The sequence below is a fragment of the Shewanella sp. 553 genome (assembly GCF_059338375.1).
Genome location: NZ_CM181701.1, coordinates 3,835,202 through 3,851,357 on the forward strand (window position 1 = coordinate 3,835,202; position 16,156 = coordinate 3,851,357).

Genomic DNA, 16,156 nt, shown 5'->3' on the forward strand with positions numbered 1-16,156 from the left:
TATGTGGCAGCTTTAATTAATCACTCAACCTTGCAGGGCGCCAAGCGCCTTTTGTATATGACTCATCTTGCCATTGGTGACTTTGTGTACCAAGGTGTGTGGTTACGCGCTTTAAAAGCAAAATACCCACATTTAATCATAGATATTTGGTTTGATGATTGCCGCACTAAACCCCATGACTGGGCTACTGGACGTAATAAGATTTTAGGGGAGTGGATTGAGGCCATTGGTGACTTTAATGAAACTTACCCCATTGTCAGCAACCTAGATGAACGCCAAGCGGCCATCAAACGAGCCCAAGATAAGCATTACGATGCGATCGTCTTTATTGGTAAAAATAGACCCGAGCAATTTGCCAAAATTGCTCGGCAAATTTCACCCACCGCTACCATAGTGGCATCTAAAAGTGGCAGCCTTATCCGTACGATTAAAGGCTACCAACACTTTAAAAAGCTAGATGCGACCTTTAACTACGATAAGCTTGCCAACAATAGCCAACATGTAACCGATCTTTACCGTCAATGCTTTAAAATAGCCTTGGGAGTGGAAACAAAAGATCTGTTAGATGGCAAAACCCAGCTTAGTATCGATATCAAACCTCAATACCACGACAGCGTAAAGCCGCTTATTGCAGCGTTAACCGATAGCGATCCTAATAAGTTAGTGGTGTTTATCAACCACCTCTCTACCGCAACCAAGAAAGACTACCCTTGGGAGCAAGTCAAAGCCCTACTATTGCAACTCAATCACCAATATAACAATCTGGTTTTTGTGATTAATACTCCGCCGGATCAATTACACGCTGTCAAAGATGTGATCAATCAAGATACGACATTGAAGCCATTACCCATACTCACTTTCACAGCATTGGATAACTTTTTCGAACTACCCGCCTTGATTGGTCTGTGCGATATCGTGATAAGTGTCGACACGGCAACGGCGCATTTAGCCGTTTGTATGGGCAAACCACAAGTGACTATCATGGCGAGCGATTTTAAGCTGTGGCAACCTTTGGGTGATAGCCTAGTTTTAGAGGGCACGGGTAAGGCTAGAACGGTGACGCCAGAGCAAGTTTGCAAGGCATTTACGTGCCAAGTTGAGACTCATTTTAACGGCACTAGCAAGTATCAGCCTCGTTAAGCCCACTAGCGACTAATACAGCAGCAGAGCGTCACTGTGCAAAGTGATGCTCTGCTGCCTCACTGAGCTTAATCGCATGCTAACCATTCTGAATGGCTAGCATGCGACAATAATGATTAAAGCTCCCCCGCTAGAGGGATCATGAGTTTGATTGGTTTGACTCAGACTCCGCATCACACAGGGCCAAATAAGCCTGAGTTATCTCAGCTATTGCCACACGATCAAACATATCAATATGAGTAATATCGGGATAAGCCGTTAATGCGGCGTCCATGGCTTGGCTCAACGCCACAGCATCTCGTCTCGGCACCAGATATTGGGCTAACCCCTGAGTTAAGATCTCATCGGGCCCATGAGGGCAGCGAGTACTCACCACTGGCGTGTTACAAACAAGCCCTTCGAGCAGCACATTACCAAACCCCTCATAATCAGAGCTCAGCACCAGCAATTTGGCTTGCTTTATCCAAGGAAACGGGTTGGCCTGAAAACCGGGGCAGATCACTCGGTCGGCGACGCCATGCTTTTTAGCCAATTTAAGCGCCTTTTTCGGATTATTACATAATAGGACTAACGGCAATGGCTGGCGCATCTTGGCTAAGGCTTTAAATAAAATATCGTGACGTTTCTGCTTAGCCACTCGTCCGACATGAATAAGATAATTGCCTTGAGGAATGTCGCTATTCTCCTCGTCGGCTCGCGCACGGATCTGCGCAATATCAAACGGATTGTAGATGGTACGAATTGAGGCGGGGCTCACGCGCTTTGATTGCACAATTTCACGCTCAATCCCTTCGGACACCGTCACCAAGTGCTGACCATTAAGCGCTTTTTTAGCTCGTAGCATATTAAAATAAGCCAAGGGACCTAGCTTTAATTGCCGGGTTAACTCCTCTTCAATCGAGTTATGGATCACGCAGTAAAGCGGAGTGATGCTGGCCTTGGTAAATAATAAATTGGTCTTATCTAAATTGGATAAAAACAGATCGAATTGACCAAACTGCTCGACAAGCCCCTCTAGCCATTGCTGCACTTGCGCCACAGAGTGACGCAGGCGCCATACACTATCGATCTGTTTCTGCTCTGGCGAGAAACAAAAGTGCACCGGAATATCGTCAGGTAACTCGTAGTCACAATTAGGTGTCAGTACTAGGAGGTGAGGCTCATGGCCTAGTTTTTTAAGCTGAGCTGCAAGGGTTAATACAATTTTTTCTGCTCCGCCCCCCGCTAAACTGTCGATGGCGATGCCGATACGTTTCATTTGCACAAGGGTTGTCCTAATAAGCGGGAAATTTCAGCCATACAAATGTCTAACCCTTTAGCCTCTGCTACTTGCTGCATCTGCTGGGTTAATTGCTTGGCGGTATCCTCTTGCAGTAATCGCATGATCTGCTCACTCATTGACGCAACTTCCGGCTCACAGTCAAGCGCCAAGTGTTTTGCTGTGCACTGCTTAATACGACTGGGCTGATCTTTCGACACCGCCACGGCTAGCGTCGGGACTCTTAATGCAATGGCTTGCAACAAGGTATCCCCCCCACTCAATACCGCCGCCTTAGCGCCATCGAGTAAATTAATAAAATCGTCAGTATTAAGCTGCTTAATGGCGATAACCCCCTCAAACTCGGGTAAGGCTTTGGGGTAATTAGGACCAAACACCATCAAACTTGGCACGCCAGTTTGCTTAAACACCGCCAGCGCCGCCTGCGCAAACAGATCGGCGGCTAACCCACCTTTCAACTTATGCCCACCGGAACCGGCACTGTAGAGCAGATATTGCTTAGGGTTAACCTGATAGTGTTGCTGCAAAACCGCTTGCTCGGCTTGAGTCGGGTTAGCAAAGATTGAACCGGTAAAAATGGGCGGCTCACGTTTAATCAAATTGAGTTTTAACTTATCCAACCAATTAATATCGCCAATGACAAATTCAGGTTGAACGACCCAATGACTGTCGGTCACCAGTGCGCGCTCAATTTTCATGCCTCGGGCACGCTTACGGCGATGCTGGCTGATAAACACCACTTTTGCCCCATGTAAATTGGCGTGTTTAAGCTGGGCTTTGCGACCCGACGCATCAAAAATCACCACATCGGGCTTAAATTGGGTAATCAACTGATTGACGGCGCTGATATGTTTTGTCGGTGTGTCATCGACTAAATGAGCACGATAGGGGCAAGACTGAGCATATGGAGCATGACTATTAAGCACAAATTCAACTTGGGCATTAGGCCAACGTTTACACACCTCATCGGCGACAATTTTTGAGCGCATATACTCTCCAATTCCCTCTTCGGAGGAAACTGGGACAAACAGAAATTTTGGCGCTATCGACATTCACTCTTTCCCTATTGCTTCACCACGTAAGCAACCCTTAAGATATTGGGTACCTATTGACTATTGCTCGCTGTAACTTGCCCAAGTAAGCACAGCGCTGGTCAGTTTACCATTAGTGGCTTAACCGTTGCGAGAGCTGATTAAAGCGAGCAAGCACGCTCTCGACGCTAATCATCTGCATCAGTTGAGCACCTTTTGCACGGGTACCCCAGACCACCTTACCCGATGTTTGTGCCCTGATAGCGTCATCATAAACACTCACCACTAAATCTAAGCAAGTATAGGGGCCTGTGCGCCCAGGATTAGAGTGTGCATACAAACCGATCACTGGAGTGCCTTGAGTGACAGCCATGTGAGCGGGACCGGTGTCAGGCGCAAGTACCATGGAGGCCTGTTTGAGTACGGCCAATAATTGCGTTAAAGAGGTGCGCCCGACTTGATTGTCCAACTCATGCTGGGCAAAGCCTTGAATTGCAATGGCTAAATCTTGCTCTAACGCTGTAGGTCCGCCGCACAATATGACGTGATAACCTTGCGCGACCGCATAATCGGCAACTGCGGCATAACGTTCAGGTAGCCAATTACGCTCGGCTTTACTGGCTGCAGGGCAGATAACTAAGGTATTCTGGCCGCTGGGGATCAAATTCTGCGCAAATTCAGTGTCAGAGGCTGGGACTGGAATATTCCACGATGGCTGCAAATCGGTTACCCCTAAAGCTTTAGCAAACCCCATAAAACCGTCTAACACATGGGGAGTCGCTAACGGCGCAACCCGCTGATTGGTCACCAACCATTGGCCCTCTTTAGCCCTAGCGCAATCGAATCCCAAACGGTATTTTGCGGTAATGGCCAATGAAGCAATCGTTGCCCGCAGCGCCACCTGCATATGCAGCAGCACATCAAAACGCTGCCCAGCTATGGCACGCTTAAGATTAAGATAACTTCGCCAGCCTTGTGACTTATCGAACACCACAAACTGCACCCCAGGTAGATGCTTAAGCAATTGATATTCTACCTTGCCTATCACCCAAGTGATCTCTAGATGAGGATAATGCCGCTGGATCGCCTGTACCATGGCAACGGCATGACAAACATCGCCAATGGCCGATAAACGAAGCAAACATAAAGAGTGGGCGGACTGTAAATTTAAGCTCATAAGATTTCAGGGTTCACTGGGATTAATAGCCGTTAAAGATCCGCAACGAGTTTAATGTAGAATGCTGCTAGGTTCCATGTTTAGCCCCCAAAACCGGGCAAATAGCCTTAAGCGCGCTATTACAGCCCTGTCGCCAAAAGATCCAAAGGCTCGCATTGGTAGGCTCCCCCAGACGGCAAGAGTATGGCGGCGCACCAAACTAGCGTCGCAGTTATTATCTGAAATCGGGCCTAAATATTCTGACAAATACCCACTGATGATGTTGTCTATCAAGCTCACAATTAAACGCACCACCTGACTCGCGGCAACCCAGCGGACAATCGCTTGAGCAAGCCCTAGTAGAAGAATATCAACACTGTGATTCAAGCACTTAAACAGTCGGTGAAACAGTTCTGCTCGACGCTGAAGATCAGTTACAATTAAGCCATTCGCTTAATGCCATCAGAGTTAGCTTGTAATTTTATGCAAATCAAACGTACCGACGCCGGTTATATCGCCTTTTGTGAGCCAGAACTTAAACCCATCACACCCGATTGGTTTACCTTTGACTATTGGCAGGATCTGGGTGACATCACAGGATCTTCAACTGGCCGTTACACCACTTGGTTTGTCGACCCACAACATATTACCCGCCACAAGAATGCTCAGTGGGTGATACGTCACTATTACCGCGGCGGCGTGATGGCTAAATTCAGCCGAGACAGCTACCTGTATACCGGACTCAAGCGCACCCGTGCTATCGCCGAGCTGGCATTACTCGAACAGTTATTTAGCGAAGGCTTTGCGGTACCTAAACCGGTCGCGGCGCAAATTCAGCGTCACGGTATGCATTATCGCGGTGATATCATTATTGAACGTATCGAAGGCGCACAAGACTTAGTGGCTCAGTTATCTCATGCTTCCATGACAGACGCCCAGTGGCAAGCCTTGGGTAAGCTTATCGCCACATTCCACCAGCGCGGGGTTTACCACGCCGATCTTAATGCCAAAAACATCTTAATCGGCAATGACAACTTCACCTTGATTGATTTCGACCGCGGTGAACTGCGCACGCCCTCGCCCAAATGGCAGCAGGCTAATCTAGACCGCTTATTACGCTCATTTAACAAAGAGAAAACTAAACTCGCCACGCTGCATTTTAACGACCACAATTGGCAGCAGTTAATGGCTGGCTATTCACAAGCGTAAACTCAGACGATTACGGCGCTATCTGATAAAGATAAATTAACGCAAGCATGCCTCGGTACTCGACAAGTGATGCAGCATTACTGGTCGAGCAAACCACACACCAGTGCAAATTGGGCAGCAAGCGCCCCTTTATTGTCTTCCACCACTTTAAGCCCGGCCTCCCTAGCCAGCAGATACGCCTCTTTGTCATCAAATTTATCCACTAATTGTAGTGACAAGTCCTCGGCAGATTTCACCACAGATAAGGCACCTGCTTCTTGTAGCATGAGCGCAATTTCGGCGAAGTCCCTGAAATTGGGCCCCACGTAAACAGGCAGTCCCATGGCGGCAGGTTCGAGCGGGTTATGGCCACCATTTTCAATAAGCGTGCCCCCGACAAAAGCTTGGTCTGCGGCGCCATAGAAACTGAGTAGTTCTCCCATGGTATCGCCCAGCAACACTTGGGTATCGGTATCTACCTTGTCTGCTTGGCTGCGACGCGCCAGCGTTAATCCCGCAGTGTTAACTCGACTGGCTGCAGCCTCAAACTGCTCAGGGTGCCTTGGCACCATGACCAACAGCGCATGAGGAAAGCGGATCAATACATTTTTATGCGCCGATAAAATGGCGTCAAACTCCCCCGGATGCACGCTGCCTGCAACCCATACCGGCGTCTCTAGGCGCTGCCACTCGCTGCGCAGCTGCCTTGCCTTGGCGATATGCTGCTCACCAATGGTGAGATCGAATTTCAAGCTACCTGTCACCTCAATTTTGCTGGCCGGCACCCCCAAGGCGATAAAACGCTCTGCGGTTGGGCTCGACTGCGCCGCTATCACATCTAAGGTCTGCAACATGGGGCTCACCAGTTTAGGCCGCTGCTGATATTGCTTGGCCGACTTGGCAGATAAACGTGCATTGGCCAACATCAACTTTACGCCACGTTGTTTGGCCTGATGCAGTAAGTTAGGCCACAGCTCGGTTTCCATAATAATGCACTGTTGAGGCTGCACTTGGTTGAGAAAGCGAGCCACACATAGCGGCAGGTCGAAAGGGAGGTAGCAATGTTGTACTCGGTCACCAAACGCCTTAATGACCTCTGCCGACCCTGTTGGACTGGTCGTCGTGACGGTGAGAGTCAGATGCGGATACTGGGTCATTATTTTATTAATCAGCGGGATGGCCGCGAGGGTTTCTCCCATCGATACTGAATGGACTAACAGATCGGTAGCCTGTAAACGACTTAAGCCAAAACGTTCTGCCCAGCGGCCTCGATAAGCGGGACTTTTTATAGCGCGAAACGTCAAATAAAGCAATAACAGGGGTGAAGCTAAATAAAGTAGAGCTGAGTATAAAATCCGGTTCATGAGATAGGCTTGTCAATCGGTTAAGCACAGGAGACCTAATATTAGCATGCTAGGCCGTTATAGGCACTTTCCCCCCAAGGTTAACAGCTTAAAAATAAGGGAGATTATGTGTCACTGATACATACTGTCTCTCAAACTGGTCTGATAAGCCATCGATTGACATTTGCCTAGGGGCTGTTTAAGTTGGCATTTAGAGCCTGAGCTCAACGGGCTTGCACAATAACGACCCCAACCTTAGAGCCTAACGACAACAAAGGCTTTACCTTAAGCATTTTTCTTAATCGACCTAATTTGGGATCTGCATGAAAACCCGCGATAAAATTGTCCATGCCAGCTTAGAACTCTTTAATGAGCACGGCGAAAGAAGCATTACCACTAACCATATTGCCGCGCATTTAGGGATCAGTCCGGGTAACCTCTATTACCACTTTCGCAATAAAGAAGACATTATTCGCTCTATTTTCACCCTCTACCAGCAACACCTTGAATCAGGCTTTCAGCCCTATCAAGACAAAAAAGTGGATGTTGACCTATTAATTGGCTATTTCGATGCCCTATTTTATACCCTGTGGCAGTTCCGCTTTATGTACTCTAACTTAGTGATCATTTTAGGCCGCGATCCCGAGCTCAATAAGCAATATACCCAGGTGCAAGAACAGGTACTTGCACGCGCGAGCAACATTTTAAACCAACTGAAACAAGACGGCGTACTAACCATCGATGATCATGATATCGCCCCGTTGGCCGACACCATTAGAATGGTCGCTTGTTTCTGGATAAGTAATCGCCTCACCCACTCTGAAACCACCATAATCACCAAAACTTCCTTGTATGAGGGTTTACTTAGGGTGTTGATGATTTTTAGAGCTTACGCCAGTGATAATGCTAAGCCCACCTTTATGCGACTCGAGCAACATTATCAGACGCTAGCGCAGAACGAACAACACGCTGATTAAGCACCAAGGAGCAATCACTCATCCCCCCCGCAGCTTTAGTCAACATAAAGCTGCTCCTCACAATGTTGTCTATGTGACATTTCACATTACTTTTTGTTATGCAAAAGTTGTTATTGCACTAGCTAAGTTAATGATGAAAAAAAGAGTGTGGTGCCGAGCCCATTTAAGGTTAGAATTCGGCCAACCTATCGCTTAGCGTGGCTGGTGCTCGCTGTGTTCATGTGTCGATAATACGGCCACCATGGCAGTAAATATCGACAAGTAAACCTAACTTATTGACGTTCGCGTAATGAGCTCAAACAACATCTAAGCCGCGACTCCGGCGACGAAATGGGCCCTTAGTTAGAGGCCATTTCGTTCATTTTGCGTCTAAATAGGCTCGATGAATCAAGCGCAAATGATAACAATAAAATTATCCCCAAGAAGGAGACCTCCTGTGACCAAAACCTCATTCTACGACCAAATTAATCAGCAACTTGTTGAAGTAAAAGCTGAAGGCTTATACAAAAGCGAGCGTGTAATCGCCTCTCCTCAACAGACATCAATCGAAGTAAATGGCAGCGAAGTGATGAATTTCTGTGCCAACAACTATCTCGGCCTTGCCAACCACCCTGAGCTTATCGCCGCGGCGCAGCAAGGATTAAACGATCACGGTTTTGGTATGGCATCGGTGCGCTTTATTTGCGGCACACAAGATATCCACAAGCAACTTGAAGCCAGCCTAAGTGAATTCCTCGGCATGGAAGATACCATTCTTTACTCTTCTTGCTTCGACGCGAACGCCGGCCTGTTCGAAACCCTATTGGGCGCCGAAGACGCGATTGTGTCCGATGCGCTTAACCACGCATCAATTATCGATGGCGTACGCTTGTGTAAAGCCAAGCGTTTTCGCTATGCCAACAATGATATGGCCGATTTAGAAACACAGCTTAAGGCCGCCAAAGCAGCAGGTGCACGCCATATCCTTATCGCCACCGATGGCGTGTTTTCTATGGATGGGGTTATTGCGAACCTCAAGAGTGTGTGCGACCTTGCCGACCAGTATGGCGCACTCGTCATGGTCGATGATTCTCATGCCGTGGGCTTTATTGGCCAAAATGGCCGTGGCACCCACGAATATTGCGATGTGATGGACAGAGTCGACATCATCACTGGTACCTTAGGTAAGGCATTAGGCGGCGCATCGGGCGGATTTACCGCGGGTAAAAAAGAGGTCATCGACTGGTTACGTCAGCGTTCACGCCCATATCTGTTTTCTAACTCTTTAGCGCCAGCCATTGTAACCGCATCGATCCATGTCCTTGAAATGCTCAAATCTGGCCAAGCACTGCGTGAAGCCGTGTGGGAGAACAGCCGTTATTTCCGCGAAAAAATGACTGCTGCCGGCTTTACCTTAGGCGGTGCCGATCACGCCATCATTCCTGTGATGATTGGTGATGCTAAGTTAGCGGGCGATTTTGCCAACCGATTACTCGAAGAGCACATTTACGTCGTTGGCTTCTCATTCCCTGTGGTACCGAAAGGCCAAGCGCGTATTCGCACCCAAATGTCTGCCGCCCACAGCCGTGAGCAGTTAGATCGCGCCATCGATGCCTTTACCCGTATCGGTAAAGAGATGGGCATTATCGGCTAATATAAAACCAAAGGGACTACATTGTGTTGTAGCCCTTATTGAATGACATTTTTTACTGACCGCTAGGGTGAGTCAGTCATAGGGTGGAACATGAAAGCACTAAGCAAATTAAAGCCTGAAGAAGGCATCTGGATGGTCGATGCGCCAAAACCTGAAGTTGGCCATAACGATCTACTGATTAAAATTCGTAAAACTGCCATCTGTGGCACCGACGTACATATTTATAACTGGGACGAATGGTCACAAAATACCATCCCAGTCCCTATGGTAGTGGGTCACGAATATGTAGGTGAAGTGGTTGAGATTGGCCAAGAGGTACGTGGCTTTTCCATTGGCGATAGAGTATCGGGTGAAGGCCATATAACCTGCGGACATTGCCGTAATTGCCGCGCAGGTCGTACTCACTTGTGTCGTAACACTTCAGGTGTTGGGGTTAACCGTGAAGGGGCCTTCGCAGAGTATCTGGTGATCCCAGCTTTTAATGCTTTTAAGATCCCTGATGATATTTCTGATGATTTAGCCTCTATCTTTGATCCCTTTGGTAACGCAGTACATACCGCATTGTCATTCGATCTGGTAGGTGAAGATGTCTTAATCACCGGAGCGGGTCCTATCGGCATTATGGCGGCAGCCGTATGTCGCCATGTCGGTGCGCGTCACGTGGTGATCACCGATGTTAACGAATACCGCCTTGAGTTAGCGAAAAAGATGGGCGCCACTCGCGCCGTTAACGTCGCGACCGAAAAACTCGAAGATGTGATGCACGAACTTGGCATGACCGAAGGTTTCGATGTGGGGCTGGAGATGTCGGGGGTTCCTGCGGCGTTCCACTCAATGCTCGATACCATGAACCATGGCGGTAAAGTTGCTATGCTGGGTATTCCTGGTGGAGAGATGGCAATCGATTGGAGCAAAGTGATCTTTAAAGGATTAATTATCAAAGGCATATACGGTCGTGAAATGTTTGAAACCTGGTACAAGATGGCCAGCCTGATCCAGTCGGGTTTAGATATTTCGCCCATTATTACCCACCACTTCAATGTCGATGATTTCCAAGCGGGCTTTGACGCCATGCGCTCTGGTCAATCTGGTAAAGTGATCCTTAGCTGGGATTAACTCGGTATAATTGAGCTAGTAGGAGGCTGTTCAGCTGCAGCCTCCTATCACACACTCACCAATAATTATTGATTTCTACAGGTTTACTATGTCAGCTTTTAAACACTTAAGCGTTAATCAACTGCTGCAAATGCAACAAGAAAACAGTCCGCTCCAGATAGTCGATATTCGCGACAATGCTAGTTTCGAGGCTGGACACATTGCAGACGCAACCAACCTGACTAACGACAATCTTGCAGCCTATATTGCTGAAGCCGATATGGATCAGCCCTTGGTGGTGGTTTGCTATCATGGCATTAGTAGCCAAAATGCCGCAAACTATTTACACGAACAAGGCTTCGATGACGTATATAGCCTAGATGGCGGCTTTCAAGCGTGGCGCGAAGCGAACTAACCTCAGTGAGAAGATGCTAATGCTAGAAATTGGTCGCTTACCCAACGCACGTGCCGCACAGGCACTTATCGACTATTTAAAAGGTCAAGGTGTAAGCTGCCAACTATCCTACGATGAACAAGATGTTATCGTCTCTGTCGAGCGCGAACAGGACTATGCTCCAGCCCGCGCCGAGTATGAGCAATTTATTCAACATCCCCATGATGATAAATACCTGCAGGCTTCTTGGGATAATGGCAGCCCAGCAACAAAATTAGATTATGGTGCACCTAGCTTACAACTGCTAAGCCAATTTATTTCTGGCGCAGGACCACTCACGCTAGGCATTATTGCCATTTGTGCCGTGATCTATTTAGGCTTTAATATTGGCTTTGCCAATGTGCTATTTGAGCACCTGTCATTCTTTGGCGCCGTCCCCAATAGTGGCTTTGAGCAAGTATGGCGCGTCTTTACTCCCAGCCTGATGCACTTTTCAGCCATGCATATCTTGTTTAATTTACTCTGGTGGTGGTATTTAGGCGGTAAAATCGAAAACAAGCTCGGCGTAGCGCCATTGTTTATCATACTGTTAGTCGCCGGAACCCTACCCAATATTGTGCAGTATTTTATTACTGGCCCTAACTTTGGCGGCCTTTCTGGCGTCGTCTATGCGGTAGTTGGCTACACTTGGGTGATGGGCGTTAAACGCCCTGAAGCTGGCATAGGTCTGCCACCCGCCTATATTGTCTTTATGCTACTCTGGCTAGTACTAGGCTTTACCGATATATTTGGACTCTCGATAGCCAACGGTGCCCATATTGGCGGATTGATTGTTGGAGTTATTCAGGGCTTTATCGACAGTAGAAAACGCACCTAGGCGCTAGCGCCTAGGGCTTAGTGTTAACCGCCTAAGAGGCCAGTTCAATCACCTTCCTCACCAGTTTATTGATACCTATATGTGCTTGGGCAATGTTTTCTGCCAACATATAAGCTGGTGTACTGACTAATTTATTGGCTTCATCAACCACTATCTGCTCCACATTAGTCTCGACATGCTGCCCCCCCATCAAATTAAAGGCATGTGCAGTTTCGGTATCATGCCCAATGGTGCCGCGAGCCTGATGATACAACTTAGGGATCATCACCGGAGAAATACAGATAAAGCCCACTGGTTTTTTTGCTTCGATAAACTCATTAATAAAATGGCTCACCTCTGGTGCGATTTCGCATTCGCTGCCCGCAACAGCAAAGTTACATAGATTCTTGGCGGCGCCAAAACCACCGGGGATCAGTAAGCCATCAAACTCTCCGATAACAAGATCTGTCGTCGCCTTTATCTCACCACGAGCAATACGCGCCGACTCCACCAGCACATTACGTTTATCTTCGACATCTACCTCACCAGTAAGATGATTAACCACATGCATCTGGTCAATATCAGGCGCAAAACACTGGTAACAAGCACCAGCTTGAGTGAGGGATAACAAGGTCAGCACCGCCTCCTGGAGCTCGCTACCATCAAACACCCCCGCGCCACTCAATAACACTGCGAATTTTTTCATTAACAGCTCCTTTTATATACCCAATAGTTTTAACAACAATGAAACAAACAACTTGATCTGTTTATTTTTCGTGCTAAGTTAGTGCATCGACTTTAGCAAGCCGCTGTCAATTCGCCAAGCCAGAGCCGATAAATGGAATGAAAATAAAAGTCCACACATTAGGAAATTTTACTTGGAAGTAATACCTAGTTCACACAAAAAATAAACATCACATAAAATCAATAACTTAAAATCACACCATGTCGTCGCGGTTATAAAGCCTGCTCGTTGATTTTTTTTTAGCTCACAGACTTATCCACAGCCTAGTGAGTAATTTTGCGTGGCCGAAATCGTCCTAATGTGGCATGCTAGCGCCATCATCGAATACCGATAAATGAATAGATATTATGCCTACTATTGCTGAAAACCCACTGATCCTTGTGGATGGTTCTTCTTATCTTTACCGCGCTTATTATGCCCCCCCTCACCTAACGAACTCGAAAGGCGAAGCCACTGGCGCCGTTTATGGCGTAATTAATATGCTGCGTAGCTTGCTAAAGCAATACAAGCCGACACAGATGGCTGTGGTATTCGATGCCAAGGGTAAAACGTTCCGTAATGATTTGTATGCAGAATATAAGGCGCATCGCCCAACGATGCCTGATGACCTACGCTCTCAAATTGAACCGCTACACCGTATTGTGCGAGCACTTGGCCTGCCATTAGTCTGTGTGCCTGGCGTCGAAGCCGATGATGTTATTGGCACCATTGCTACTCAAGCGAGTAAAGAGGGGCGTTCGGTACTGATCAGCACTGGCGATAAGGATATGGCGCAGCTAGTCGATAATAATATTACCCTTATCAACACCATGACCAATACCATATTAGGGCCTGAAGAAGTGCTCGAAAAGTTTGGCGTCGGCCCAGAATTGATTGTCGACCTATTAGCACTGCAAGGCGATAAAGCCGATAACATTCCAGGCTTACCTGGTGTGGGTGAAAAAACCGCACTGGCGATGCTTAATGGCGTTGGTAGTATTGAGCAGATCTTAGCTCATCCTGAAAAAATGCCAGAGCTCGGCTTTCGCGGCGCTAAAACCATGCCGGCCAAAATTGCCGAACATGGCGAGATGCTAAGACTCTCATATGAGCTCGCGACCATTAAGTTAGATGTAGAATTAGAGCAAGATTGGCATCAGCTGAATATCGCTCCAGCCGATAATGAAGAGTTGATCAAATGCTATAGCGAAATGGAATTTAAGCGCTGGCTTGCAGAAGTGCTCGATGGTAAGGGCGCAAATAACATAACCAATGACGCTAAGGACGAAGATACCCCTCCTGTACCACAAGATATCGATGCCGATTACGTCACCATCTTAAGTTGGCAACAACTGGACGAGTGGATTGAAAAACTCGCTAGCGCCGAACTCTTTGCCGTCGATACCGAAACCACCAGCCTTAACTATATGCAGGCTAAGTTAGTCGGCTTATCCTTTGCTATTGAAGCGGGTCAGGCTGCGTATCTGCCACTGGCACATGATTACCCCGACGCGCCAGAACAACTGGACATGACGCAAGCCTTAGCCAAATTAACCCCACTACTGGAAGATGCTAGTATCAAAAAGGTTGGCCAAAACCTAAAGTACGATATGAGTATTCTGGCCAACGTGGGGATCACGCTACGCGGCATAGCCTTCGATACCATGCTCGAATCTTACGTGTTTAATTCGGTCGCCTCGAAACACAATATGGACGACTTAGCTCTGAAGTATCTCGGACATAAGACTATCGGTTTCGAAGAGATTGCAGGAAAAGGCGCCAAGCAACTGACCTTCAATCAAATTCCGCTAGAGATAGCTGCGCCTTACGCCGCTGAAGATGCCGATATCACCCTAAGATTACATCAGCATTTGTGGCCAAGATTAGCCAAAGGCCCCTGAACTTGCGAGCGTGTTCAGTGATATCGAATTGCCGCTGGTGAGCGTACTATCACAAATTGAACGCCAAGGCGTGCTAATTGACAGCATGTTACTCGGCCAGCAAAGTGAAGAACTCGCACGAAAAATTGATGAGCTAGAACAAAAAGCTTACGACATCGCCGGCGAAACCTTTAATCTCAGCTCAACTAAACAGTTACAAGCCCTGTTTTTTGAGAAGCTCGGCTACCCTGTGATTAAGAAAACCCCCAAAGGCGCACCATCGACAGCCGAAGAAGTGTTAGTCGAACTGGCGCTTGACTACCCTTTACCTAAAATACTGCTAGAGCACAGAAGCTTATCTAAATTAAAGAGTACCTATACCGACAAACTACCTTTGATGGTCGATGCAAATACTGGCAGAGTACACACCAGTTATCATCAGGCCAATGCTGCAACCGGTCGTTTATCGTCGAGTGAGCCTAACCTACAAAATATCCCAATCCGCACCGAAGAGGGTCGCCGCATTCGCCACGCCTTCATCGCGGGTGAAGGACGTAAAATTCTGGCTGCCGATTACTCGCAAATCGAATTACGCATCATGGCACACCTATCGCAAGACTCAGGCCTACTGAGCGCGTTTGCCGAGGGTAAAGATATCCATAGCGCGACTGCTGCTGAAGTCTTTGATGTCGATTTTAGTGAAGTGACAAGCGAACAACGTCGCCGCGCCAAAGCGGTCAACTTTGGCCTCATTTATGGCATGTCCGCCTTTGGGCTAGCGCGTCAGCTCGATATTCCTCGTGCCGAAGCGCAAAAATATATCGATATTTACTTTAAACGCTACCCAGGCGTACTCAAGTACATGGAAGAAACACGCGCCGCGGCAGCCGAACAAGGTTACGTATCGACGCTATTTGGCCGCAGGCTCTACCTACCAGCCATCAAAGATAGAAATGCTATGCGGCGCCAAGCTGCTGAACGCGCCGCAATCAACGCCCCGATGCAAGGCACCGCTGCCGATATCATCAAGAAAGCGATGATTGATGTAGCGCATTGGATTGCAAGCGACACTCAAGGTGAGATCACCATGATCATGCAGGTACACGATGAATTGGTTTTCGAAGTTGATAGTGATAAAGCCGAGAGCTTAAAAGAAAAAGTCTGTCAATTAATGGCCAGTGCAGCCAGTCTTGATGTCGAACTACTGGCCGAGGCGGGTATTGGTGACAACTGGGAACAGGCGCACTAATACAATGCATATCCAGTAGCCAACTGACTAAAGGCGCAATATTTGAATTGATTAAGCCTCACTTAGTGTGAGGCTTTTTATTGCAGCAAAAAGCCACATAGACTATCAACGCGCTCATCTTAAGTCATTGCGGGGCATCTGCACCTGAAAAAGTAATTTATTTTCATTTTGAGTGTTAAAACAGCTAAATTATTATTTTAAAGTGCAAATA

General features: G+C 47.5%; 12 protein-coding genes and 1 pseudogene. 8 read left to right on the forward strand and 5 right to left on the reverse strand.

Annotated features, from left to right (window positions below; translation table 11 throughout):
* The first annotated feature begins 3 nt into the window (after positions 1-3).
* The gene (locus tag AC5YBZ_RS16945) at positions 4-1,140 is read left to right on the forward strand and encodes a glycosyltransferase family 9 protein (RefSeq protein WP_494520552.1); all 1,137 of its coding nucleotides are present in this window, start codon (positions 4-6) and stop codon (positions 1,138-1,140) included.
* A gap of 139 nt (positions 1,141-1,279) precedes the next feature.
* Here the strand turns inward: AC5YBZ_RS16945 and AC5YBZ_RS16950 are convergent, their stop codons facing one another.
* The 3 genes from AC5YBZ_RS16950 to AC5YBZ_RS16960 all read right to left on the reverse strand — a co-directional run bounded on the left by AC5YBZ_RS16950 (position 1,280) and on the right by AC5YBZ_RS16960 (position 4,627).
* On the reverse strand, positions 1,280-2,398 hold the full coding sequence (locus AC5YBZ_RS16950; protein WP_494521561.1) for a glycosyltransferase: 1,119 nt from the start codon (positions 2,396-2,398) through the stop codon (positions 1,280-1,282).
* Complete coding sequence (locus tag AC5YBZ_RS16955) at positions 2,395-3,471, reverse strand: hypothetical protein (protein ID WP_494520551.1); 1,077 nt, start codon at positions 3,469-3,471, stop codon at positions 2,395-2,397. Before AC5YBZ_RS16955 ends, AC5YBZ_RS16950 begins: the two co-directional genes overlap by 4 nt.
* A 112-nt stretch (positions 3,472-3,583) precedes the next feature.
* Positions 3,584-4,627, reverse strand: coding sequence for a glycosyltransferase family 9 protein (locus AC5YBZ_RS16960; protein WP_494520550.1), 1,044 nt, complete (start codon positions 4,625-4,627; stop codon positions 3,584-3,586).
* 462 nt (positions 4,628-5,089) lie between these two features.
* Here AC5YBZ_RS16960 and AC5YBZ_RS16965 point away from each other — a divergent pair, with 462 nt between their 5' ends.
* Entirely contained in the window at positions 5,090-5,815 is a 726-nt protein-coding gene (locus tag AC5YBZ_RS16965; RefSeq protein WP_494520549.1) for a 3-deoxy-D-manno-octulosonic acid kinase, read from the forward strand.
* Positions 5,816-5,892: 77 nt separating this feature from the next.
* Here the strand turns inward: AC5YBZ_RS16965 and waaA are convergent, their stop codons facing one another.
* Positions 5,893-7,158 (reverse strand): lipid IV(A) 3-deoxy-D-manno-octulosonic acid transferase, encoded by a 1,266-nt coding sequence (waaA, locus tag AC5YBZ_RS16970; protein WP_494520548.1) that lies wholly within the window; start codon positions 7,156-7,158, stop codon positions 5,893-5,895.
* A gap of 302 nt (positions 7,159-7,460) precedes the next feature.
* Here waaA and AC5YBZ_RS16975 point away from each other — a divergent pair, with 302 nt between their 5' ends.
* From AC5YBZ_RS16975 to glpG, 5 genes are all read left to right on the forward strand, one after another.
* Positions 7,461-8,114 carry a TetR/AcrR family transcriptional regulator gene (locus tag AC5YBZ_RS16975; RefSeq protein ID WP_494520547.1) on the forward strand — a complete coding sequence of 218 codons (654 nt, stop codon included), beginning with the start codon at positions 7,461-7,463 and terminating at the stop codon, positions 8,112-8,114.
* Positions 8,115-8,550: 436 nt separating this feature from the next.
* Positions 8,551-9,747 (forward strand): glycine C-acetyltransferase, encoded by a 1,197-nt coding sequence (locus tag AC5YBZ_RS16980; RefSeq protein WP_475515264.1) that lies wholly within the window; start codon positions 8,551-8,553, stop codon positions 9,745-9,747.
* 90 nt (positions 9,748-9,837) lie between these two features.
* Entirely contained in the window at positions 9,838-10,863 is a 1,026-nt protein-coding gene (tdh, locus tag AC5YBZ_RS16985; RefSeq protein WP_475515265.1) for an L-threonine 3-dehydrogenase, read from the forward strand.
* Positions 10,864-10,951: 88 nt separating this feature from the next.
* Complete coding sequence (gene glpE / locus AC5YBZ_RS16990; RefSeq protein WP_475515266.1) at positions 10,952-11,257, forward strand: thiosulfate sulfurtransferase GlpE; 306 nt, start codon at positions 10,952-10,954, stop codon at positions 11,255-11,257.
* A 19-nt stretch (positions 11,258-11,276) separates the two neighbouring features.
* A complete protein-coding gene (glpG, locus tag AC5YBZ_RS16995; RefSeq protein ID WP_494520546.1) occupies positions 11,277-12,113 on the forward strand; it encodes a rhomboid family intramembrane serine protease GlpG in 837 nt (278 codons plus the stop codon).
* Positions 12,114-12,144: 31 nt separating this feature from the next.
* Here the strand turns inward: glpG and elbB are convergent, their stop codons facing one another.
* Positions 12,145-12,798, reverse strand: a complete 654-nt coding sequence (gene elbB, locus AC5YBZ_RS17000) for an isoprenoid biosynthesis glyoxalase ElbB (protein WP_494520545.1) — start codon at positions 12,796-12,798, stop codon at positions 12,145-12,147.
* A 386-nt stretch (positions 12,799-13,184) separates the two neighbouring features.
* On the opposite strand from elbB, the pseudogene polA reads away from it, so the two are divergent.
* Positions 13,185-15,945 (forward strand): annotated as a pseudogene (gene polA, locus AC5YBZ_RS17005) (DNA polymerase I).
* The last annotated feature ends 211 nt before the right edge of the window (positions 15,946-16,156 follow it).

Coding starts and splice junctions, on each gene's coding strand:
- tdh (WP_475515265.1), top strand. CDS start 9,838: ATGAAAGCACTAAGCAAATTAAAGCCTGAAGAAGGCATCTGGATGGTC.
- glpG (WP_494520546.1), top strand. CDS start 11,277: ATGCTAGAAATTGGTCGCTTACCCAACGCACGTGCCGCACAGGCACTT.
- AC5YBZ_RS16965 (WP_494520549.1), top strand. CDS start 5,090: ATGCAAATCAAACGTACCGACGCCGGTTATATCGCCTTTTGTGAGCCA.
- AC5YBZ_RS16950 (WP_494521561.1), bottom strand. CDS start 2,398: ATGAAACGTATCGGCATCGCCATCGACAGTTTAGCGGGGGGCGGAGCA.
- AC5YBZ_RS16975 (WP_494520547.1), top strand. CDS start 7,461: ATGAAAACCCGCGATAAAATTGTCCATGCCAGCTTAGAACTCTTTAAT.
- AC5YBZ_RS16960 (WP_494520550.1), bottom strand. CDS start 4,627: ATGAGCTTAAATTTACAGTCCGCCCACTCTTTATGTTTGCTTCGTTTA.
- elbB (WP_494520545.1), bottom strand. CDS start 12,798: ATGAAAAAATTCGCAGTGTTATTGAGTGGCGCGGGGGTGTTTGATGGT.
- waaA (WP_494520548.1), bottom strand. CDS start 7,158: ATGAACCGGATTTTATACTCAGCTCTACTTTATTTAGCTTCACCCCTG.
- AC5YBZ_RS16955 (WP_494520551.1), bottom strand. CDS start 3,471: ATGTCGATAGCGCCAAAATTTCTGTTTGTCCCAGTTTCCTCCGAAGAG.
- glpE (WP_475515266.1), top strand. CDS start 10,952: ATGTCAGCTTTTAAACACTTAAGCGTTAATCAACTGCTGCAAATGCAA.